Raw genomic sequence first — 22,001 nt, 5'->3', positions numbered from 1 at the left:
CGAAAGGGAGAATCACCATGTCAGACCAAGCCTTAAAAATCGTCACTCTACTCGGCAGCCTGCGCAAAGGCTCCTACAACGCCATGGTGGCCCGCGCCCTGCCTGGCCTGGCCCCGCAGGGCGTCACCATTGAAGCGCTGCCCTCCATCCGCGATATCCCGCTGTACGACGCCGACATGCAACAGGGTGAAGGCTTCCCTGCCGCGGTCGAGGCGATCGCCGAGCAGATCCGCCAGGCCGACGGCGTGATCATCGTCACCCCTGAATATAACTATTCCGTGCCCGGCGGGTTGAAGAACGCCATCGACTGGCTGTCTCGCGTACCGAATCAGCCGCTGGCCGGCAAGCCGGTCGCCATTCAAACCAGCTCAATGGGGCCGATCGGCGGCGCGCGCTGCCAATACCATCTGCGCCAGATCCTGGTGTTCCTCGATGCGATGGTAATGAACAAGCCTGAGTTTATGGGCGGCGTGATCCAGAGCAAGGTCGATGAACAGGCCGGTGAACTGAGCGATCAGGGAACGCTGGATTTCCTGACCGGCCAGCTGTCCGCGTTCAGCGATTTTATTCGCCGCGTGGAGTGAAGGTCTCGCGGCGCCCGCTGGGCGCCGCAACAGGACATGACGTCCGTCAATTTATTGAAATTAAAGCCATAGCATCATGTATTTATTCATTTTAGCGTTATTTTTCGTTTCCATCACCAGTCCCGCTTTCGCCGCAGACATGCGTTATCCCGCCGGTGAAGAGCCGCTGGAGCTGCCGGCGCACAGCGCGCTCAACGCCCAACTATCGCGTTCCGCGCAAACCCAGGAAGACAAAAAGCTCGGCGCCATGTCGCTGTACCTGACGCTGATGCGCGAAGACGGCCGCAACGTCTGGGCGCCCTACCAGCTGGCGGTGTCGTCGGCGGAGAAAGGGCAAACCGAACTGGCGGAGCGTTACCTGCAGCTGAGCGCCGACCGCGGCCTGTGGTACTACTACAACCTGCTGGAGGACGACGCCTTCAACAGCATCCAACACTCCGCCACTTACCAATCCATTTTGGCCGCCACCAAAGCGCGCTATCTGCAGCACGCCCGTCAGTATGAAGGCAAAGCCAGCTACGCGGTGCCGGACGGCGAAGCGCCGCCCGAAGGTTGGCCAACGGTTATCTTCCTGCATACCTACGGCAAAGCCGCCGCCATCAGCCCCGAGGAGCGGCTGCTGTTCGGCGAAATGGGCGTGGCCTACATCGAGATCAACGGCACGCAGATGCTGTCGGAAAACAGCTTCCGCTGGTCAAATTACAGCGACGAGAGCACCCAAACCACCCTGCAGCGCACGGTGCAACAGCTGGCTCCGCAGCTAAAGCTGGATCCCCGGCGGATTTACCTCAGTGCCCGCGGCCAGGGCGCGTTGCACGCCGCCAACCTGATCGCGAAGTACCCGCAGTTTTACGCCGGCGCGCTCCTGATCGCCCCCCACGGCGAGATCAAGCCGGCCCAGCAGTCGCTGGCGGCGAAAAAGAAAATCGTGATGGCGTATTACGATCGGCAGACCTTCAGCGAGCAGGCGCTGGCGCTACATTTCGCCAATCTGTTCGGGGAGGAGAATCAGGTGCAGACGCTGCACTTCGCCCAGGGAGAGGATGCCGCCGGCAGCTGGCAGGCGCGCTTCAGGCGGCCGTTGCAGTGGGTGTTGGATCAGGCGCCGGATGCGACGCCGGGCGTCTAGGGATTCAGGGCCGACCGCCGTCGGCCCTTTGGCTGTCAATGGCCGTCGACGAAGACGATCTTCAGCACGAACAGCAGCGCCACCACCACCACGCACGGGCTGATTTCACGCCAGCGGCCGGTACCCAGCTTCATCACGCAGTAGGAGATAAAGCCGAGCGCGATGCCCTCGGTGATCGAGAAGCTGAACGGCATCATCACCGCGGTGACAAACGCCGGCACCGCTTCGGTCAGATCGTCCCACTTCACCCGCGCCAGGCTGGAGGTCATCAGCACGCCGACGTAGATCAGCGCACCGGCGGCGGCGTAAGCCGGCACCATGCCCGCCAGCGGCGACAGGAAGATCACCAGCAGGAACAGCAGGCCGGTGACCACCGCCGTCAAACCGGTACGGCCGCCGACGGCGACGCCGGATGAGCTTTCGATATAAGCGGTCACGGAAGAGGTGCCAGCCAACGAACCGGCCACTGAGCTGATGCTGTCAACGTACAGCGCCTGCTTCATGCGTGGGAACTTGCCCTGGTTGTCGGTCAGACCGGCTTTATCGGTGACGCCGATCAGGGTGCCGGAGGAGTCGAACAGGTTCACCAGCATAAACGAGAAGATGACCCCGGCCAGCCCGATGTTCAGCGCGCCGGCCACGTCGACCTGGCCCACCACCGAGGTAATGCTCGGCGGCAGCGAGAACAGACCGCCGTATTTCACGTCGCCCAGCATCCAGCCGATCAGGGTAGTGACCACGATCGACACCAGCACCGCCGCGTGGAAGTTACGCGAAGAGAGCACGGCGATAATGAAGAAGCCGAGCGCCCCCAGCAGCACGTTGTGCGAGGTCAGGCTGCCGATGGTCACCAGGGTGTCCGGGTTGGCCACCACGATGCCGGCGTTTTTCAGCCCCATCATGCCGATGAACAGGCCGATGCCGCTGGTGATGCCGACCCGCAGGCTGACCGGAATGTTGGCGATCATCCAGTAGCGAATGCGGAAAATGGTCAGCAGCAGCAGGCCGACCGCGCCCCAGAAGATGGCGCCCATGCCCACCTGCCAGGAGATGCCCATCGCCCCGACCACCACGAAGGCGAAGAAAGCGTTCAGCCCCATCGCCGGCGCCAACGCCACCGGCAGGTTCGCCAGCAGGCCCATAAAGATGCTGCCGAAGGCGGCGATCAAACAGGTGGTGACAAATACCGCCTGGGTATCCATGCCCGCCGCGCCTAAAATTTGCGGGTTAACGAACACGATATACACCATGGTGAGGAAGGTGGTGATACCGGCAATCGTTTCCGTACGCGCCGTCGTGCCATGTTGCTTGAGTTTAAACACGCGCCCAAGCAAGCCTTGCTCAGCGTCAAGGCCAGATACTGGTTTGGTCATTATCAGAATTCCGAAAATGGGAATGGACAGTCGCCGGCTATCCTATAACAAAAAGTGGGGCTTTTGACGCCGGTCACAGGTTTTTTTCGCCGTCTTTACGGCTAAATGCGTCAACGGCTTGTATTTACAGACATTCATCCCCCGACCGCCCGCTGCGTTGCCGTTTGTCGGCACGGCCGATAAAATGGCCTATCGCCCCCTCTTTCCCTATCCGTTAACAAACAGGAATCCGCATGTCTTCGACCTTTATCGATAAGCTGGCGTTGATCGCGCTGAAAGATGACAAAGTGGCGCTGGTGCGCTCACACAACAAGACGCTGTTTTATATGCCAGGCGGAAAGCGCGAAGCGGGTGAAACCGACGAACAGGCGCTGTGCCGCGAAATCGACGAAGAGCTGACCGTCGCGCTGCAGCCGAACTCCATCGCGTTTTACGGCGAGTTCTCCGGCCCGGCAGACGGCAAGCAGGACGGCACCCAGGTGCGCATTCGCTGCTACCAGGCCGGCTTTACCGGGCAGTTGCAGCCGGCCGCCGAAATCGCCGAGCTGAAGTGGTGCGACAGCCGCGATCTGCCGCAGTGCTCACACGTCGCCGCGCTGATTTTGCACGATCTCAAGGCGCGTAACCTGATCAAGTGATCGCTGAGTCGCCTCAGCGGCGTTAACCCGAAGGAACCTGTCCCGCATGAATCAGATTGACTGCATTTTGTTCGACTGCGACGGCACGCTGGTGGACAGCGAAGTGCTGTGCAGCAAAGCCTATGTGCACATGTTCGCCCGCTACGGCATTCATCTGTCGCTGGAAGAGGTGTTCAAGAAATACAAAGGGGTGAAGCTGTACGAGATCATCGATCGGGTCAACGCCGAGCAGGGCACTGACCTGGCAAAAGAGACGCTGGAGCCGCTGTATCGGCAGGAAGTGGCGCGGTTGTTCGACAGCGAGCTGCAGCAGATTGCCGGCGCCCGCGAGCTGCTGGCGCAGGTGACGGTGCCCGTCTGCACCGTCTCCAACGGGCCGATCAGCAAGATGCAGCACTCACTCGGCCTGACCGGCATGCTGCCTTATTTTGATGACCGGTTGTTCAGCGGCTATGACATTCAGCGCTGGAAGCCGGATCCGGCGATCGTGTTTCACGCCGCCGAACAGATGCGGGTGTCGGTGACGCGCTGCATCCTGGTGGACGACTCGCCCGCCGGCGCGCAGGCCGGCATCAATGCCGGCATCCCGGTCTTTTACTTCTGCGCCGATCCGCATAACCCGCCGATCGATCACCCGCTGGTGACAACGTTTGACGACCTGGCTCAATTGCCCGCGCTGTGGCGCGAACGCGGCTGGCGGCTGACGGCCGATTAACTGGCCGGCAACGGCGGCTTGTTGCGCCACCAGCGCCAGGACCGTTTCAGCGCGCGGGTTTGCGCGCCGAAGCGGCGGTTGACCGCGTTGGCCAGCAGATCGAGCGCCAGGCAGAACACGAAATAGACCAGCGCCACGAACAGGAACACTTCCATCGGGTAGACCATGCTGCGGTTGTTGACCTGGGTCGCCAGGAAGGTCAGTTCGCCAACGCCGACGATATAAGCCAGCGAGGTGTCTTTGATCAGGGAGATCCACTGGTTGATGAACGACGGCACCATCATGCGCAGCGCCTGCGGCAGCACGATCATGCGCAGCGTCTGCCAGCGGGTCAGCCCCAGAGAGAGCCCGGCCTGCCACTGGCCGGGGCCGATGGCGGCGATGCCGGCTTTCACCGCATGGGCCAGATAGGCCGAGGCGATCAGCGCCAGCGCGCACACGACGGTGGTGATTTCCGGGATCTCGACGCCAAACACCATTGGCAGCAGGAAATAGGTCCAGAAGATCAGCATGATGACCGGAATGGCGCGGAAAAAGCCCAACACCGCCGCCAGCAGCCCGGCGGCGATGCCGCGCGACATCGCCAGCGCCACGCCGAGCAGGGTGCCGAGCACCGCCGAGGCCACGCCGGCCATCAGGCTGATCGCCAACGTCAACGCCGCGCCGCCCAACGGCCCGTCCGGCCAGGTGCCCCACAGCAGGTAACCCAGGTTGTCGTGAATCACGCTGAAATCCATCTCAATGTCCTCCCAGCGGTTTACGCTGTTGTCGCCACATGCCCCAGCCTTCCAGCAGCGCGATGATGGCGATATACAGTACCGTCGCCACGCCGAACGCCTGGAAAGTGCGCAGGGTTTCGGTTTCGACCTGACGCGAGGCGTAAGAGAGTTCGGCCACGCCGATCGCCATGGTCAGCGACGAGTTCTTGATCACGTTCATGTATTGCCCCAGCAGCGGCGGCAGCGCGATTTTCAGCGCCTGCGGCAACACCACGTAGCGCATCGCCTGCCAGCCGGTCAGCCCCAGCGCCTGAGCGGCATATTTCTGCCCGCCGGCGACGCCGCGAATGCCGGAACGGATCTCTTCGGCGATAAAGGCGGTGGAGTAGAGCGTCAGGCCGAAGAAACCGGCGAGAAACTCAAACGACGGCCACTCAAGCGGGCCGATCTGATGGGCGCTGTTCAGCCACTGCATGGCGGCGGACGGCAAGATCTGGCCGGCGGCGAAGTACCAGAAGAACAGCTGCACCAGCAGCGGCGTATTGCGAAACAGCGAGCTGTAGCCCATCGCCAGCCAGCGCAACGGCCGCAGGCTGCTGTCGCGCATCGCCGCCAGCACGAAGCCCAGCAGCGTGGCCGCCAGGCCCGCGCAGGCGGAAAGCCACAGCGTCAGCAGAAAGCCGTGCCACAGCCAGCTCAGGTATTGCGGCGCCAGCAGCCAGTCCAGGTTCATGTTCAATCCTTGTCTTGCAGAATGCATCAGGGGCGCAGCAAGCTGCGCCCCTCCGTACCGATCTCACCGCGCGCGGTTAAATCAGGCTTTCGGTTGCTGATCCAAAGGCGCGATTTTGAAATCGCCGCGCGGCTGGGCGGATTGGGTTTCCGGCCCGAACCAGCGATCGTAAATCTTAACCGCTTCACCGTCTTTTTCCAGCTTGATCAGCGTCTCGTTCACCGCGGCGGTCAGGCGATCTTCGCCCTTGGGAATGCCGACGCCCTGATACTCTTTGGTCAGGCTGAACGGCGAAATTTCAAACTCCGCCTTTTGCGCTGCCGGCAGGTTGCCGAGCAGGCCGACCAGCTTGGCGTCGTCCTGAGTGATCGCCTGCACGTTGCCGTTACGCAGTGCCACGAACGCCAGCGGGGTATCATCGTAGGAGATCACTTTCGCCGTCGGGAAACGCTCGCGCAGGGTGATTTCCTGCACCGTGCCCTTATCCGCGCCGATGCGCAGCTTCTTGATGTCTTCCGGCGTTTTCAATACGCCTTTGCGGGCGATGAATTTCTGGCCGGTGGCGAAATACGGCACGCTGAAGTTCACTTCCTTGGCGCGCTCGTCGGTAATGGTGAAGTTGGCGGCAATCAGGTCAACCTTCTTCGACACCAGCAGCGGAATGCGGTTGGCCGGGTTGGTGGCGCGCAGCTCCACTTTCACCCCCAGCGCTTTGCCGATCGCGTCGGCGACATCCACATCGTAGCCCACCAGCTTCTTGCTCTGCGGATCGATGTAACCGAACGGCGGATTGCTGTCGAACACCGCGATGCGCACCACGCCGGCTTGCTTGATATCGTCAAGTTTGTCCGCGTGCGCGGCGCCGGCGGCGAAACCGGTCAGACTGGCTAACAACGTTAAGGCCAAAGCGCGATGTTTCATAGAAAGCTCCTAAGTGGTTGATGTCCTGCTGGCGGATAAGCTAGCAAGCGCCACATAGGTCAGGAAATAATATAAAAAGCTATATTTATAACCTTTTTATCTTTACGCGCTTAAGATGGAATAAAGGCGCGGGAAACCGCGCCTTGGAAGGATATTACCCGGAAAGGGTTAGTCGTCTTTTTCGTCTTTACCGCCCGGAGACAGCAGCTTTTCCAGGGCGTCGCCGCCCAAATGACGGAAATCCTGTCCTTTGACGAAATAGAAGATAAATTCGCAGATATTCTGGCAGCGATCGCCGATACGCTCGATAGAACGGGCGCAGAACAGCGCGGTCAGCACGCTCGGAATGGTGCGCGAATCTTCCATCATGTAGGTCATCAGCTGACGCACGATGCCTTCATATTCCTGGTCGACCTTTTTATCTTCCCGGTAAATACGGATCGCCTCGTCCAGATCCATGCGCGCGAACGCGTCCAGCACGTCGTGCAGCATCTGCACGGTGTGGCGCCCCAGCGACTCCAGGCTGACCAGCAGCGGCTGGTGCTGGTGCGAGAACTTCTCCAGCGCGGTGCGGCAGATCTTGTCCGCCACGTCGCCGATGCGTTCCAGTTCGGAAATGGTTTTGATGATCGCCATCACCAGACGCAGATCGCTGGCGGTCGGCTGGCGCTTGGCGATAATGCGCACGCAGGCTTCGTCGATCGCCACTTCCATCATGTTGACCTTGGCGTCGCCTTCGATCACGCGCTTGGCCAGCTCGCCATCCTGATTGTGCATCGCGGTGATGGCGTCGGTCAGCTGCTGCTCCACCAGCCCGCCCATGGTCAGCACCTGGGTGCGGATATGCTCGAGCTCTGCGTTGAACTGGCCGGAAATGTGTTTGTTTAAATTCAGGTTATCCATGATGCTTCCTATCAACCATAACGGCCAGTGATGTAGTCTTCAGTCTGCTTTTTCTGCGGCGCAGTGAACAGGTTATCAGTATCACTGAACTCGATCAGCTCGCCCAGATACATAAATGCGGTAGAGTCGGAGCAGCGCGCCGCCTGCTGCATGTTGTGCGTCACAATCACCACGGTGTAATCGGCCTTCAGTTCGCTGATCAGCTCTTCAATCTTGCCGGTGGAGATCGGATCCAGCGCCGAGCAAGGCTCATCCAGCAACAGCACTTCCGGACGAATGGCGATGCCGCGGGCAATGCACAGACGCTGCTGCTGGCCGCCGGAGAGGCTGTAGCCGCTCTGGTGCAGCTTGTCCTTGGTTTCGTTCCACAGCGCCGCCTTGGTCAGCGCCCACTGCACGCGCTCGTCCATATCGGCGCGCGACAGCTTTTCAAACAGGCGAACGCCGAAGGCGATGTTGTCGTAAATCGACATCGGGAACGGCGTCGGCTTTTGGAACACCATGCCGACCTTGGCGCGCAGCAGCGCGATATCCGAGTTGTCGGTCAGGATGTTCTGGCCGTCCAGCAGGATGCCGCCTTCCGCACGCTGTTCCGGGTACAGCTGGTACATCTTGTTGAAGGTGCGCAGCAGGGTGGATTTGCCGCAGCCGGACGGGCCGATAAACGCGGTGACCTTGTTCTTGGCGATATCCAGCGTGATGTTCTTCAGCGCATGGAATTTGCCGTAATAGAAGTTCAGATCGCGTACCTGAATTTTGCTGCTGGAAGCGTCAGTAACCATACTCATCAAGACTTCTCTCTTTTCATCAGCGCCGCCAAAGCGGCGCTCAAAATTTTATGAATGCTTTTTCTTGGCGAAAATCACGCGCGCCAGGATATTCAGTAGCAGTACGCACAGGGTGATCAACAGCACCCCCGCCCAGGCCAGCTGCTGCCATTCGGCGAACGGGCTCATGGCGAATTTGAAGATGGTCACCGGCAGGTTGGCGATCGGCTGCATCAGGTCGGTGCTCCAGAACTGGTTCGACAGCGAGGTGAACAGCAGCGGCGCCGTTTCCCCCGCAATGCGCGCAATCGCCAGCAGCACGCCGGTGATGATGCCGGACACCGACGCCTTCAGCGTGATAGCGGAAATCATGCGCCATTTCGGCGTGCCCAGAGCATAGGCGGCCTCGCGCAGCGTATCCGGCACCAGCTTCAGCATGTTCTCGGTGGTGCGAATGACGATCGGCACCTGCAGCAGCGCCAGCGCCACGATGCCGGCCCAACCGGAGAAGTGCTCCATCTTCGCCACCACGATGGTGTAAACGAACAGGCCCACCACGATCGACGGTGCGGACAGCAGGATGTCGTTGATAAAGCGGATCACTTCCGCCAGCCAGGATTTACGGCCGTATTCCGCCAGGTAGATGCCGGCCATGATGCCCAGCGGCGTACCGAAGAGGGTCGCCCACAGGATCAACAGCCCGCTGCCGGCGATGGCGTTGGCCAGGCCGCCGCCAGCGGTGTTCGGCGGCGGAGTCATTTCGGTGAACAGCGCCAGCGACATGCCGTCGAAGCCTTTGGTGACGGTGGCGATCAGGATCCAGATCAGCCAGAACAGCCCGAACGCCATGGTCGCCATCGACAGGAACAGCGCGAGGCGGTTTTTCTGCCGGCGCCAGGCCTGCATTTTGCGGCGGCTTTCCGCCAGAACGACTGCGTTTTGCATATCCATCGTCGCCATGTTAACGCCCCTCATTCTTGGCCAGACGCATGATCATCAGTTTCGACAGCGCCAGCACGATAAAGGTGATAACAAACAGAATCAGGCCCAGCTCCATCAACGCGGCGGTGTGCACGCCGGACTCGGCTTCGGCGAATTCGTTGGCCAGCGCCGAGGTGATGCTGTTGCCCGGCATGTACAGCGAAGCGCTGTCGAGCTGGTAGGTGTTGCCGATGATAAAGGTCACCGCCATGGTTTCCCCCAGCGCGCGGCCCAGGCCCAACATCACGCCGCCGATGACGCCGTTTTTGGTGAACGGCAGCACGATGCGCCAGATGACTTCCCAGGTGGTGCAGCCGATACCGTAGGCCGACTCTTTCATCATTACCGGGGTCTGTTCGAACACGTCGCGCATCACCGCGGCGATGTAAGGAATGATCATGATAGCCAGGATCACCCCGGCGGCCAGGATGCCGATGCCGAAGGCCGGGCCGGAGAACAGCTCGCCGACGATTGGAATGCCCGACAGTACTTCGCCCACCGGCGTCTGGAAGTATTCGGCGAACAGCGGGGCGAACACGAACAGGCCCCACATGCCGTAGACGATGCTCGGAATGGCCGCCAGCAGCTCAATGGCGATGCCCAGCGGCCGCTTCAGCCAGTTCGGCGCCAGTTCGGTCAGGAACAGCGCGATGCCGAAGCTCACCGGCACGGCGATGATCAACGCGATAAGCGAGGTGACCACGGTGCCGTAGATCGGCACCAGCGCGCCGAACTGCTCCGCCGGCGCGTCCCATTCTTTGGTCCACAGGAACGCAAAGCCGAATTTCTGCATGCTTGGCCAGGAGGCGAAGATCAGCGAAACGATGATGCCGCCCAGCAACAATAGGGTAATCAGCGCAGCCAGTCTCACCAGCGCGCTGAAAATGATGTCACCGTTTTTGCCCGGTGCTTTGATGGTCGGCTTGTACTCAGCCATAGATTACTCTCTGTTTGAACCCTGGCAGCCCCAATCGGGATCGGAGCCTGAAGAACTGTGTGGGGCGCGGCGAACCCGCGCCCCTGCGTTGTTAGTACAGCGCTTTACCTGAACTGTCTTTTACGTTGGTTTTCCAGGCCGCACGCACCTGCTCAACCACTTCTGCCGGCAGGGTGGCGTAATCCAGCTCGTTAGCTTGTTTTGCACCGGTTTTATACGCCCAGTCGAAGAACTTCAGCACTTCGGCGCCCTGAGCAGGGTTTTTCTGCTCTTTGTGCACCAGGATGAAGGTGGTGGAGGTGATTGGCCACACGTTGTCGCCTTTCTGGTCAGTCAGATCCTGAGCGAAAGTTTTGCTCCAATCCGCGCCTTTGGCGGCGTTGCTGAAGCTCTCTTCGGTCGGGCTGACCGGTTTGCCGTCGGCGGACACCAGCTTGGTGTAAGCCAGGTTGTTCTGCTTGGCGTAAGCGTATTCTACGTAGCCGATAGAGCCTGGCAGGCGCTGAACGAAGGCGGCGATGCCGTCGTTGCCTTTACCGCCCAGACCGGTCGGCCAGTTAACGGTAGAACCGGCGCCAATCTTTTCTTTCCACTGCGCATTGGCCTTGGACAGGTAGCTGGTGAACACGAACGAGGTGCCGGAACCGTCGGCGCGGCGCACTACGGCGATGTTCTGGTCAGGCAGTTTCACGCCTGGGTTCAGCTTGGTGATAGCCGGATCGTTCCACTTTTTGACGTTGCCCAGGTAGATATCGCCCAGGGTTTTGCCGTCCAGCGTCAGTTCGCCGGATTTGATGCCCGGGATATTCACCGCCAGCACCACGCCGCCAATCACGGTCGGGAACTGGAACAGGCCGTCGGCCGCCAGCTTGTCGTCAGACAGCGGGGCGTCGGAGGCACCAAAGTCAACGGTGTTGGCCACGATTTGCTTCACGCCGCCAGAGGAGCCGATGCCCTGATAGTTAACTTTGTTGCCGGTTTCTTTCTGATAAGAATCTGCCCACTTGGCGTAAACCGGAGCGGGGAATGTCGCACCTGCACCGGTCAGGCTGGCAGCAGCGAACGCGGACACGGCGGTCAGGGAGAAGGTCGCTGCCACAATACTGGCGACGGTGGTACGCATCAGTTTCATAATCCCTCCTAATGGGATACTTAAAATCGACTTCGAGTCGTTTTAATCAGAGTAAGTATTGCTGCAGGAGGGAAAATAGGACAGTTTGGTGACAGAAAAATGTACGCAATATGACAGTTATATTACAGCGTATTTGATAGGTATTTGTTTTTATGTAAATCAGAAGGTTAGCCGTGAAACAGCACATTTCCCAAGCAATAAAAAACCGGCTTGGCGCGGCCTATCCGCTTGAATATGACAACGTTTATCACCGAAACGGCAGCGCTGTCATCTTTAAGGTCACTCATGAAAAAAGCCGGCGCTAAGGCCGGCTTTTGCAGTTTACCTGTGACAAATTACTCTACGGTGACAGACTTCGCCAGGTTGCGCGGCTGGTCAACGTCGGTGCCCTTGATCAGCGCCACGTGGTAAGACAGCAGCTGCAACGGCACGGTGTAGAAGATCGGCGCGACGATTTCCTCGACGTGCGGCAGAGGAATGAGGGTCATGCCTTCGCTGCTGACGAAGCCGGCGTCCTGATCGGCGAACACGTACAGCTGGCCGCCGCGCGCGCGCACTTCTTCAATGTTGGACTTCAGCTTTTCCAGCAGTTCGTTGTTTGGCGCCACCACGATCACCGGCATATCGGCGTCGATCAGCGCCAGCGGGCCGTGTTTCAACTCACCCGCCGCATAAGCTTCAGCGTGAATATAGGAGATCTCTTTCAGCTTCAGCGCCCCTTCCATGGCGATCGGATACTGATCGCCGCGGCCGAGGAACAGCGCATGGTGCTTGTCGGAGAAGCCTTCCGCCAGCGCTTCGATCTCTTTATCCATCGACAGCATCTGCTCGATACGCGCCGGCAGCGCCTGCAGACCATGCACGATCTCGTGCTCCACGCTTTCCGCCATGCCTTTCAGACGGCCCAGGCGCGCCACCAGCATCAACAGCACGGTGAGCTGCGTGGTGAAGGCTTTGGTCGAGGCTACGCCGATTTCCGTACCGGCTTTGGTCATCAGCGCCAGATCGGATTCGCGCACCAGCGAAGAGCCGGCAACGTTACAAACGGCCAACGAACCGAGATAACCCAGCTCTTTGGACAGGCGGAGCGCCGCCAGGGTGTCGGCGGTTTCGCCGGACTGCGACAGAGTGATGATCAGGCTGCCCGGACGCACCGCCGATTTGCGGTAACGGAATTCGGACGCGATCTCGACATCGCATGGCACGCCGGCCAGCGCTTCGAACCAGTAACGCGCCACCATACCGGAGTGGTAAGAAGTCCCACAGGCGATAATCTGCACGTGCTGCACCTTGGCGAGCAGCTCGTCGGCGTGCGGCCCCAGCTCACTCAGGTTGATTTGGCCATGACTGAAACGCCCTTCCAGGGTGTTTTTCAGCGCCAGCGGCTGTTCGTAAATCTCTTTTTGCATGTAGTGGCGATAAGCGCCCTTGTCGCCAGCGTCATACTGCACCTGGGATTCGATCTCAGGACGCTCGATGGCGTTGCCCTGTTTGTCGAAGATGTTGACGGTGCGGCGAGTCACTTCCACCACGTCGCCCTCTTCCAGGAAGATGAAGCGGCGGGTGACCGGCAGCAGCGCCAGCTGATCGGAAGCGATGAAGTTTTCCCCGACGCCGCGGCCGATAACCAGCGGGCTGCCGGAACGCGCCGCGACCAGCACGCTCGGATCGCGGCTGTCCATCACCACGGTGCCATAAGCGCCGCGCAGCTGCGGGATCACGCGCTGAACCACTTCCAGCAGCGTACCGCCTTGCAGTTGTTCCCAGTGCACCAGGTGCGCAATCACTTCGGTGTCGGTTTCAGAGCTGAAACGGTAACCGCGTTCAATCAGCAGTTCGCGCAGCGGCTCGTGGTTTTCGATGATGCCGTTATGCACCACGGTAATGTAGTCGGAAACATGCGGGTGCGCGTTCGCTTCGGTCGGTTCACCGTGCGTAGCCCAACGGGTGTGAGCGATGCCGGTACCGCCGTGCAGATCGGTTTGTTCCGCCGCTTCGGCCAGCTTTTGTACCTTGCCAACGCGACGCAGGCGACTGACGTTGCCTTTTTCATCGACCACCGCCAGACCAGCGGAGTCATAACCGCGATACTCGAGACGACGTAAACCTTCCAACAGGATTTCTGCGATATCACGTTGCGCTACTGCGCCTACAATTCCACACATCAGTTATATTCCTAATGAACGCCCTTCATGGGCGCTTTCGATGCCTTGACCTGATTTTTGCCGGTTTTTACCGTGCGTCCCCCGAGCCTGTAGATGGTGGGGGTTATTATGTTTTGTATTGGGCTCTGAACGGAGCCCAACGCAAAACACACTATGGCTTCTTCTTCACCGGACGTTGCCAACCCTGAATGTGCACCTGCTTGACGCGGCTCAGCACCAGTTCGTTCTCGGCGATATCGCGCGTCACCGTGGTGCCGGCGGCGATGGTGGATCCTTTGCCGACCGACACCGGCGCCACCAGCTGAGTATCGGAACCGACGAACACGCCATCGCCGATCAGCGTTTTGTGCTTGTTGGCGCCATCGTAGTTACAGGTGATGGTGCCGGCGCCGATATTCACGTCATCACCGATTTCGGCATCGCCCAGGTAGCTGAGGTGGCCGGCCTTGGAGCCTTTGCCCAGACGCGCCTTTTTCATTTCCACGAAGTTGCCGACGTGAGCCCCTGCCGCCAGCTCCGCGCCTGGGCGCAGGCGGGCGAACGGCCCCACCGTGCAGTCTGCTTCCAGCACGCTGTCTTCCAGCACGCTGTAAGGGCTGATCTCGCAGTTATCGCCAATCACGCAGTTTTTCAGCACGCAGCCGGCGCCGACTTTCACCCGGTCGCCCAGCTTGACGTGACCTTCGATAATCACATTCGCATCAATAGTGATGTCACGGCCGTGAACAAGTTCCCCGCGCAGATCGAAACGCGCCGGATCCAACAACATCACGCCGGCCAACAGCAGCTTTTCAGACTGTTCCGACTGGAATACGCGCTCCAGAGTCGCCAGCTGCAGACGGTTGTTCACGCCTTCCACTTCACTTAAACGCGACGGGTGCACGGCTTCGATTTTCTTGCCGTCGGCATGGGCCAACGCAATGATATCGGTGATGTAAAACTCGCCCTGTGCGTTGTCGTTATTCAACATTCCCAGCCAGCGCTTCAGATCGCGCCCGTTCGCCACCAGGATGCCGGTATTGATCTCGTTGATCTGGCGCTGTGCCTCACTGGCGTCCTTGTGTTCGACGATGCCCACCACGTTGCCCTGCTCACGCACGATGCGGCCGTAACCGCTCGGATCGTCCAGCTTGACCGTCAGCAGGCCGATGCCGCCCTGCGGCTTGGCCGCCAGCAGGCGTTGCAGCGTATCCACGGAGATTAACGGCACATCGCCGTACAGCATCAGCACGTCTTCATCGTCGGCAAAGTGCGGCGCGGCCTGCTGCATCGCATGGCCGGTACCCAGTTGCTCGGCCTGCAGCACCCAGTTCAGCGCGCCTTCGGTCAACGTGCTTTTCAACAGATCGCCGCCGTGGCCGTATACCAGATGAACCTGTTGCGCGCCCAGTTTCATCGCGGCATCAATGACGTGTTGCACCATCGGCTTGCCGGCCAACGGATGTAAGACCTTGGGAAGATCGGAATACATGCGTGTTCCCTTGCCCGCGGCGAGGATGACCACGCTCATTGCGCTGTTCGACATAAGCAACCTGATAACTCCATTTTGATAGACGAAAGTAAAACCGTTTAGCGGCGATATTACTACATATTTCTCTGCACGAACCCGGCGCAGGCCGCGTGGGCCTTGGTCTGCCGCTATCACGGCTAATTCGGCGTCGGGACGAAAAAACTGTCGGCGATCGGCGACGTTTATTTCCCGATATCAGCGGTTATACACCACACCGCCCGCCGGGCTGAAATGCTTATTTTAAAGTAAAAAAAAAGCGACCCTATAGGCCGCTTTCTTAAAGTTGGGTGCCGGGCACCCAAACATTACATCGCTTTTCTGGTGAGCTCGATAACGCGCAGTTTTGCGATCGCTTTCGCCAGTTCAGCGGATGCCTGAGCATAGTCGACATCGCCATGAGAGCTGCGAATGTGTTCTTCAGCTTTACGCTTAGCTTCCAACGCTCTCGCTTCGTCGAGGTCAGTACCACGGATAGCAGTGTCCGCCAGCACGGTAACCACGCTCGGCTGCACCTCGAGGATGCCGCCGGACAGGTAGATGAACTCTTCTTCACCGTGCTGCTTAACAATACGCACCATGCCAGGCTTGATGGCAGTCAGCAGCGGCGCATGGCCAGGGAAGATCCCCAGTTCACCTTCGCTGCCTGTCACCTGGATCTTCTGCACCAGGCCGGAAAACATCTGTTTTTCCGCGCTGACTACATCCAGATGGTAAGTCATAGCCATATCACCCTCCTCTCAAGGCGTTACAGTTTCTTGGCTTTTTCCACTGCTTCTTCAATGGTGCCAACCATGTAGAACGCCTGCTCCGGCAGGTGGTCATAGTCGCCGTCCATAATGCCTTTGAAACCACGGATGGTGTCTTTCAGCGATACGAACTTGCCCGGAGAACCGGTGAAGACTTCTGCCACGAAGAACGGCTGAGACAGGAAACGTTGGATCTTACGCGCACGGGATACGACCAGTTTGTCTTCTTCAGACAGCTCGTCCATACCCAGGATCGCGATGATATCTTTAAGTTCCTGGTAGCGTTGCAGAATGGACTGCACGCCACGCGCTACGTCGTAGTGCTCCTGGCCAACAACCAGCGGATCCAGCTGACGGCTGGTGGAATCCAGCGGGTCAACGGCCGGGTAGATACCCAGAGAAGCGATGTTACGGCTCAGTACCACGGTTGCGTCCAAGTGCGCAAAGGTGGTGGCTGGTGACGGGTCAGTCAAGTCATCCGCAGGAACGTAAACGGCCTGTACGGAAGTGATGGAACCGGTCTTGGTCGAGGTGATACGTTCTTGCAGAACGCCCATCTCTTCCGCCAGCGTTGGCTGATAACCTACCGCGGATGGCATACGGCCCAGAAGTGCGGACACTTCGGTACCGGCCAGGGTGTAACGGTAGATGTTGTCAACGAACAGCAGAACGTCACGGCCTTCGTCACGGAATTTCTCCGCCATGGTCAGACCGGTCAGCGCAACGCGCAGACGGTTACCTGGTGGCTCGTTCATCTGGCCGTAAACCAGAGATACTTTGTCCAGAACGTTGGAGTCGGTCATTTCGTGGTAGAAGTCGTTACCCTCACGAGTACGCTCGCCCACGCCCGCGAACACGGAATAACCGGAGTGCTCGATCGCGATGTTACGGATCAGCTCCATCATGTTTACGGTTTTACCTACGCCCGCACCGCCGAACAGACCGACTTTACCGCCCTTGGCGAATGGACAAATCAGGTCCATTACCTTGATACCGGTTTCCAGCAGTTCCTGGGAGCTGGACAGCTCTTCGTAGCTTGGCGCCGCGCGGTGAATCGCCCAACGCTCTTCTTCGCCGATGTCGCCTTTCATGTCGATGGGTTGACCCAATACGTTCATGATACGGCCCAGGGTAGCTTTACCCACCGGCACTTCAATCGGGTGGTCCAGGTTGTTCACTTTCAGACCGCGACGCAGACCGTCGGAGGTCCCCATTGCGATACAGCGAACCACGCCACCGCCCAGCTGTTGCTGAACTTCCAACACCAGTTTTTCGGTGCCGTTTTCTACCTCAAGGGCGTCGTACACTTTTGGTACGGCATCCTGAGGGAACTCGACGTCCACCACGGCGCCGATTACCTGGATAATCTTTCCAGTAGCCATCTTGAATCCTCTACGTAATTCGTAAACCTAGCTTAAACCGCGGAGGCTCCCGAAACGATCTCGGTGAGTTCCTGAGTGATGCTGGCCTGACGCGCCTTGTTGTATACCAACTGCAGCTCTTTGATCAGGCTACCGCCGTTATCGGTTGCGGCTTTCATCGCGACCATTCGTGCGGCCTGCTCGCTGGCCAGGTTTTCCACGACGCCCTGATAAACCTGCGACTCCACATAGCGGCGCAGCAAGGTATCAAGCAGCACTTTTGGATCCGGTTCATACAGGTAATCCCAAGGCGTTTTCTTCAGCTCTTCGTCATCGGCTGGCGGTAACGGCAGCAGCTGAAGCACCTGCGGCTCTTGGGACATCGTATTAACAAATTTGTTGCTGACAATGTACAGCTTGTCCAAACGACCTTCGTCGTAGGCCTGCAACATCACTTTCACCGGCCCGATCAGATCCGACAGGGAAGGTTTATCCCCCATGCCGGTCACCTGGGCAACCACGTTGCCGCCCACGGAACCAAAGAAAGAGGCCGCTTTAGAGCCAATCAGCGCCAAATCGGTTTCGACGCCTTTTTCGGACCAGGCTTTCATCTCCGCCAGCAGCTTTTTGAACAGGTTGATGTTCAAGCCGCCGCAGAGACCACGGTCAGTAGACACCACCAGATACCCGACGCGCTTAACGTCACGCTCATCCAGGTACGGGTGCTTGTACTCCAGATTCCCTAACGCAAGGTGACCAATCACTTTGCGCATGGTCTCTGCATAAGGACGGCTGGCCGCCATGCGATCCTGCGATTTACGCATTTTGGAGGCGGCGACCATTTCCATCGCTTTAGTGATCTTTTGCGTGTTTTGCACGCTAGCGATCTTACTACGTATCTCTTTTGCGCCGGCCATCTCTGCTTCTCCTCAGTGCCAGACGGCCTGCTGTCTTTCAACAGCAGGACCGTTCGGCGTTACCAGGACTGGGTTTTCTTGAAGGTCTCGAGGATGTCTTTCAACTTGCCCTCGATCTCATCATTGAAGTTGCCAGTTTGGTTGATGTGGTTCAGCAGTTCGGCGTGCTCGCGGTCCGCATAGGCTACCAGCGCGGCTTCGAAGCTCACCACTTTGGCGACTTCGACGTCGTTCAGGTAACCGCGTTCTGCGGCAAACAGCACCAGAGACTGTTGTGCAACCGACATCGGCGCATACTGTTTCTGTTTCAGCAGCTCGGTCACTTTCTGACCGTGGCTCAGCTGTTTGCGGGTCGCGTCGTCCAGATCGGATGCGAACTGGGAGAACGCAGCCAGTTCACGATACTGCGCCAGCGCGGTACGGATACCACCGGACAGTTTCTTCATGATCTTGGTCTGCGCGGCGCCACCAACACGGGATACGGAGATACCCGGGTTAACTGCCGGACGAATACCGGAGTTGAACAGGTTGGATTCCAGGAAGATCTGACCATCGGTAATCGAGATTACGTTGGTCGGAACGAACGCGGAAACGTCACCCGCCTGGGTTTCAATGATCGGCAGAGCGGTCAGTGAACCGGTTTGGCCTTTAACTTCACCTTTGGTGAAGGCTTCAACGTATTCGGCGTTGACGCGCGCTGCGCGCTCCAGCAAGCGGGAGTGCAGGTAGAATACGTCGCCTGGGTAAGCTTCACGACCTGGCGGACGACGAAGCAGCAGGGAAATCTGGCGGTAAGCAACGGCCTGTTTGGACAGGTCATCGTACACGATCAGCGCATCTTCACCGCGGTCACGGAAGTATTCGCCCATTGCGCAACCGGCATATGGCGCCAGGTATTGCAGTGCAGCGGATTCGGAAGCGGTCGCCACCACCACGATGGTGTTGGCCAGTGCGCCGTGCTCTTCCAGTTTGCGCACCACGTTAGCGATGGTGGACGCTTTCTGGCCGATAGCCACGTAAACGCATTTGATGCCGGAGTCGCGTTGGTTGATGATCGCATCGATCGCCAGCGCGGTTTTACCGGTCTGACGGTCACCGATCACCAGCTCACGCTGGCCACGGCCGATTGGAATCATGGCGTCAACGGATTTGTAGCCAGTCTGAACCGGCTGATCAACGGACTGACGCTCGATAACGCCTGGCGCGATAGCTTCTACCGGAGAGAAACCGTCGTTCTCAATCGGGCCTTTGCCGTCGATTGGCGCGCCCAGGGTGTTAACTACGCGGCCCAGCAGACCACGACCGACTGGAACTTCCAGGATACGGCCGGTGCATTTCACCTTCATGCCTTCGGCCAGATCCGCGTACGGACCCATGACCACGGCACCGACGGAGTCGCGCTCCAGGTTCAATGCGATTGCGTAACGGTTGCCAGGCAGCGCGATCATTTCGCCCTGCATAACTTCGGCCAGGCCGTGTACGCGGATGATCCCGTCACTGACGGAAACGATAGTACCTTCATTGTGAGCTTCGCTCACTACATTGAACTGAGCAATGCGCTGCTTGATCAGTTCGCTGATTTCGGTGGAATTCAGTTGCATGCTCCAGTCCCCTTAAGACTGCAAGACGTCTGTCAGGCGTTCAAGACGACCGCGAACGCTGCCATCAATCACCATATCGCCGGCGCGAACAACGATGCCGGCCAGTACAGACTTGTCAATTTTGCAATTCAGCTTAACTTTGCGTGACAGACGTTTTTCCATCGCAGCGGCGATTTTCGCCTGCTGTTCGTCGTTCAGCGCGCTCGCAGAGAGCACTTCGACTTCGACGGTGGATTCCAGCGAGGCGCGCAGTTCGATGAACTGCTGCAGCACGGCAGGAAGAACCAGTAAACGTCCATTTTCGGCCATTACACGGATAAAGTTCTGGCCATGTTCGTCGAGCCGATCGCCACAAACCGCGATGAACGTCTTGGACAGCGTTTCTGGCGCAACCGCGCCAGACAGCAGTTCAGAAATCTGTTCATTGCGAGTGACTTCAGCCGCAAACGCCAGCATTTCCTGCCAGCGCTCTACGCTTTGGTGCTCAACGGCAAAGTCAAAAGCTGCTTTGGCGTAGGGGCGAGCTACAGTTACAAATTCAGACATCAGCCCCTCCCTCCTTACAGTTCAGCGACCAGTTTATCAACGATGTCGCTGTTAGCAGCTTCATCCACGGAACGTTCGATGATCTTCTCGGCGCCGGCAATTGCCAGCATCGCGACTTGCTTACGCAACTCTTCACGAGCGCGCTTACGTTCGGCTTCGATCTCAGCCTGAGCCTGCGCCACGATTTTGTTACGTTCCTGCTCGGCTTCGGCTTTCGCTTCATCCATGATCTGAGCTTTGCGTTTGTTCGCTTGCTCGATGATCACCTGAGCTTCTGCTTTGGCAGTTTTCAGCTGGTCGGTCGCATTGGCTTGCGCTAAGTCCAGATCTTTTTTGGCACGCTCTGCAGAAGCGAGGCCGTCAGCGATTTCTTTCTGACGCTTCTCGATGGCAGCCATGATCGGCGGCCATACGTACTTCATGCAGAACCAGACAAACAGAACGAACGCGATGGCCTGGCCGAGGATTGTTGCGTTAAGATTCACAGCACAATGCCTCTTTAAAAGTTAATAGTTTGGTTACGTCGTAGAGGGTTGCTCTACTTACGCGACGGCGAACATCACGTACAGACCCAGACCTACAGCGATCATCGGGATGGCGTCGACCAGACCCATAACGATAAAGAACTGTGTACGCAGCAGAGGAATCAGGTCAGGCTGACGAGCAGCGCCTTCCAAGAATTTACCACCCAGGATGCCGATACCGATCGCAGCACCGATTGCCGCTAAACCCATCATCACAGCGGCAGCCATGTACAGCAGATCCATACTCAGGTTTTCCATGACAGTCTCCAGTTTGTTTCAGTTTAAAAGTGCAAGTGTTTTAAGAAAATCAGTGCTCTTCAGACGCCATCGACAGATAGACGATCGTCAGAACCATGAAAATAAAGGCTTGAAGCGTAATGATCAGGATGTGGAAGATAGCCCAAGGCAAGCTCAGGACCCACTGTGACCACCACGGCAACAGGCCGGCAATCAGGATGAAGATCAACTCACCCGCATACATGTTGCCGAACAGTCGCAGACCCAGTGAAACAGGTTTGGACAGCAGGCTGACACCTTCAAGAATCAGGTTGATAGGAATGAATACAGGGTGGTTGAACGGCTGCATGGTCAACTCTTTAACGAACCCGCCAACGCCTTTCATTTTGATGCTATAGAACAGAATCAGGATAAACACGCCCAGCGCCATCGACAGCGTGACGTTTACATCGGCGGTAGGCACTACGCGCAGCGCAGGCAGGCCGAGGATGTGTTCGCCAACGTAAGGCAGGAAGTCGATGGGCAGCAAATCCATCAGGTTCATCAGGAACACCCAGACGAACACGGTCAGCGCCAGCGGCGCAATCACCTTGCTCTTGCCGTGGTACATGTCGCGCACGCTGCTGTCGACGAAACCGACCACCAGCTCCACGGCGGTTTGCAGTTTACCCGGCACGCCGCTGGTGGCGTTTTTGGCCACTTTGCGGAAGATCACCAGGAAAAGCGCCCCGAGGACGACGGAGAAAAACATCGAGTCGATGTTGATCGACCAGAACCCAGTCCCGACCTGAAGCTGCGTCAGGTGGTGACCGATATACTCCTGTGGAGTCAAGACTTCTCCTGCAGACATGATGCCTCTTAC

The 22,001-nt window shown here is 58.5% G+C and carries 23 protein-coding genes; 4 read left to right on the top strand and 19 right to left on the bottom strand.

Features of this window, described 5'->3' with window-relative positions:
- The first annotated feature begins 17 nt into the window (after positions 1-17).
- Positions 18-584 carry an NADPH-dependent FMN reductase gene (locus AC2CGQ_RS21255; RefSeq protein WP_004933859.1) on the top strand — a complete coding sequence of 189 codons (567 nt, stop codon included), beginning with the start codon at positions 18-20 and terminating at the stop codon, positions 582-584.
- A 76-nt stretch (positions 585-660) separates the two neighbouring features.
- On the top strand, positions 661-1,713 hold the full coding sequence (locus tag AC2CGQ_RS21250; RefSeq protein ID WP_166444707.1) for an alpha/beta hydrolase: 1,053 nt from the start codon (positions 661-663) through the stop codon (positions 1,711-1,713).
- A gap of 35 nt (positions 1,714-1,748) precedes the next feature.
- Here AC2CGQ_RS21250 and AC2CGQ_RS21245 read toward each other — a convergent pair whose 3' ends face one another.
- Positions 1,749-3,086 carry an NCS2 family permease gene (locus tag AC2CGQ_RS21245; protein WP_004933851.1) on the bottom strand — a complete coding sequence of 446 codons (1,338 nt, stop codon included), beginning with the start codon at positions 3,084-3,086 and terminating at the stop codon, positions 1,749-1,751.
- A 233-nt stretch (positions 3,087-3,319) separates the two neighbouring features.
- On the opposite strand from AC2CGQ_RS21245, the gene AC2CGQ_RS21240 reads away from it, so the two are divergent.
- Both AC2CGQ_RS21240 and yieH read left to right on the top strand, forming a co-directional pair.
- A complete protein-coding gene (locus tag AC2CGQ_RS21240; protein WP_015376140.1) occupies positions 3,320-3,724 on the top strand; it encodes an NUDIX hydrolase in 405 nt (134 codons plus the stop codon).
- A 46-nt stretch (positions 3,725-3,770) separates the two neighbouring features.
- Positions 3,771-4,439 carry a 6-phosphogluconate phosphatase gene (gene yieH / locus AC2CGQ_RS21235; RefSeq protein WP_484593869.1) on the top strand — a complete coding sequence of 223 codons (669 nt, stop codon included), beginning with the start codon at positions 3,771-3,773 and terminating at the stop codon, positions 4,437-4,439.
- Here yieH and AC2CGQ_RS21230 read toward each other — a convergent pair.
- The 18 genes from AC2CGQ_RS21230 to atpB all read right to left on the bottom strand — a co-directional run bounded on the left by AC2CGQ_RS21230 (position 4,436) and on the right by atpB (position 21,989).
- Positions 4,436-5,176 carry an amino acid ABC transporter permease gene (locus tag AC2CGQ_RS21230; RefSeq protein ID WP_015376138.1) on the bottom strand — a complete coding sequence of 247 codons (741 nt, stop codon included), beginning with the start codon at positions 5,174-5,176 and terminating at the stop codon, positions 4,436-4,438. The two genes, yieH and AC2CGQ_RS21230, sit on opposite strands and share 4 nt — an antisense overlap.
- A 1-nt stretch (position 5,177) precedes the next feature.
- Positions 5,178-5,891 (bottom strand): amino acid ABC transporter permease, encoded by a 714-nt coding sequence (locus tag AC2CGQ_RS21225; protein ID WP_015376137.1) that lies wholly within the window; start codon positions 5,889-5,891, stop codon positions 5,178-5,180.
- A gap of 81 nt (positions 5,892-5,972) precedes the next feature.
- Positions 5,973-6,812, bottom strand: coding sequence for an ABC transporter substrate-binding protein (locus AC2CGQ_RS21220; RefSeq protein ID WP_015376136.1), 840 nt, complete (start codon positions 6,810-6,812; stop codon positions 5,973-5,975).
- A 168-nt stretch (positions 6,813-6,980) separates the two neighbouring features.
- Positions 6,981-7,715, bottom strand: coding sequence for a phosphate signaling complex protein PhoU (phoU, locus tag AC2CGQ_RS21215; protein ID WP_004933833.1), 735 nt, complete (start codon positions 7,713-7,715; stop codon positions 6,981-6,983).
- Between the two features lie 11 nt (positions 7,716-7,726).
- Positions 7,727-8,497 (bottom strand): phosphate ABC transporter ATP-binding protein PstB, encoded by a 771-nt coding sequence (pstB, locus tag AC2CGQ_RS21210; RefSeq protein WP_016929614.1) that lies wholly within the window; start codon positions 8,495-8,497, stop codon positions 7,727-7,729.
- Positions 8,498-8,551: 54 nt separating this feature from the next.
- Entirely contained in the window at positions 8,552-9,442 is an 891-nt protein-coding gene (gene pstA / locus AC2CGQ_RS21205; protein ID WP_004933824.1) for a phosphate ABC transporter permease PstA, read from the bottom strand.
- Position 9,443: 1 nt separating this feature from the next.
- On the bottom strand, positions 9,444-10,400 hold the full coding sequence (gene pstC / locus AC2CGQ_RS21200; RefSeq protein ID WP_004933822.1) for a phosphate ABC transporter permease PstC: 957 nt from the start codon (positions 10,398-10,400) through the stop codon (positions 9,444-9,446).
- 91 nt (positions 10,401-10,491) lie between these two features.
- On the bottom strand, positions 10,492-11,532 hold the full coding sequence (gene pstS, locus AC2CGQ_RS21195; protein WP_004933819.1) for a phosphate ABC transporter substrate-binding protein PstS: 1,041 nt from the start codon (positions 11,530-11,532) through the stop codon (positions 10,492-10,494).
- 335 nt (positions 11,533-11,867) lie between these two features.
- Positions 11,868-13,697: a glutamine--fructose-6-phosphate transaminase (isomerizing) gene (glmS, locus tag AC2CGQ_RS21190; RefSeq protein WP_004933817.1), complete on the bottom strand. Its 1,830-nt coding sequence runs from the start codon at positions 13,695-13,697 to the stop codon at positions 11,868-11,870.
- Between the two features lie 151 nt (positions 13,698-13,848).
- Positions 13,849-15,222, bottom strand: a complete 1,374-nt coding sequence (glmU, locus tag AC2CGQ_RS21185; RefSeq protein WP_015376135.1) for a bifunctional UDP-N-acetylglucosamine diphosphorylase/glucosamine-1-phosphate N-acetyltransferase GlmU — start codon at positions 15,220-15,222, stop codon at positions 13,849-13,851.
- Positions 15,223-15,512: 290 nt separating this feature from the next.
- Positions 15,513-15,932: a F0F1 ATP synthase subunit epsilon gene (locus AC2CGQ_RS21180; protein WP_004933814.1), complete on the bottom strand. Its 420-nt coding sequence runs from the start codon at positions 15,930-15,932 to the stop codon at positions 15,513-15,515.
- Positions 15,933-15,952: 20 nt separating this feature from the next.
- Positions 15,953-17,335: a F0F1 ATP synthase subunit beta gene (gene atpD / locus AC2CGQ_RS21175; RefSeq protein WP_004933813.1), complete on the bottom strand. Its 1,383-nt coding sequence runs from the start codon at positions 17,333-17,335 to the stop codon at positions 15,953-15,955.
- A 32-nt stretch (positions 17,336-17,367) separates the two neighbouring features.
- A complete protein-coding gene (gene atpG, locus AC2CGQ_RS21170) occupies positions 17,368-18,231 on the bottom strand; it encodes a F0F1 ATP synthase subunit gamma (RefSeq protein ID WP_004933811.1) in 864 nt (287 codons plus the stop codon).
- Between the two features lie 59 nt (positions 18,232-18,290).
- Positions 18,291-19,832 carry a F0F1 ATP synthase subunit alpha gene (gene atpA, locus AC2CGQ_RS21165; protein WP_004933808.1) on the bottom strand — a complete coding sequence of 514 codons (1,542 nt, stop codon included), beginning with the start codon at positions 19,830-19,832 and terminating at the stop codon, positions 18,291-18,293.
- A gap of 12 nt (positions 19,833-19,844) precedes the next feature.
- The gene (gene atpH / locus AC2CGQ_RS21160) at positions 19,845-20,378 is read right to left on the bottom strand and encodes a F0F1 ATP synthase subunit delta (protein WP_004933806.1); all 534 of its coding nucleotides are present in this window, start codon (positions 20,376-20,378) and stop codon (positions 19,845-19,847) included.
- 14 nt (positions 20,379-20,392) lie between these two features.
- Positions 20,393-20,863: a F0F1 ATP synthase subunit B gene (gene atpF, locus AC2CGQ_RS21155; RefSeq protein WP_004933804.1), complete on the bottom strand. Its 471-nt coding sequence runs from the start codon at positions 20,861-20,863 to the stop codon at positions 20,393-20,395.
- Positions 20,864-20,920: 57 nt separating this feature from the next.
- Positions 20,921-21,160, bottom strand: coding sequence for a F0F1 ATP synthase subunit C (atpE, locus tag AC2CGQ_RS21150; protein WP_004093904.1), 240 nt, complete (start codon positions 21,158-21,160; stop codon positions 20,921-20,923).
- Positions 21,161-21,209: 49 nt separating this feature from the next.
- On the bottom strand, positions 21,210-21,989 hold the full coding sequence (gene atpB / locus AC2CGQ_RS21145; protein WP_015376132.1) for a F0F1 ATP synthase subunit A: 780 nt from the start codon (positions 21,987-21,989) through the stop codon (positions 21,210-21,212).
- Positions 21,990-22,001 lie beyond the last annotated feature (12 nt).

The organism is Serratia sp. DFXYC6, from assembly GCF_057196085.1.
The sequence above is the reverse complement of the archived record's forward strand: the minus strand, read 5'-3'. Positions and strand labels throughout refer to the sequence as shown.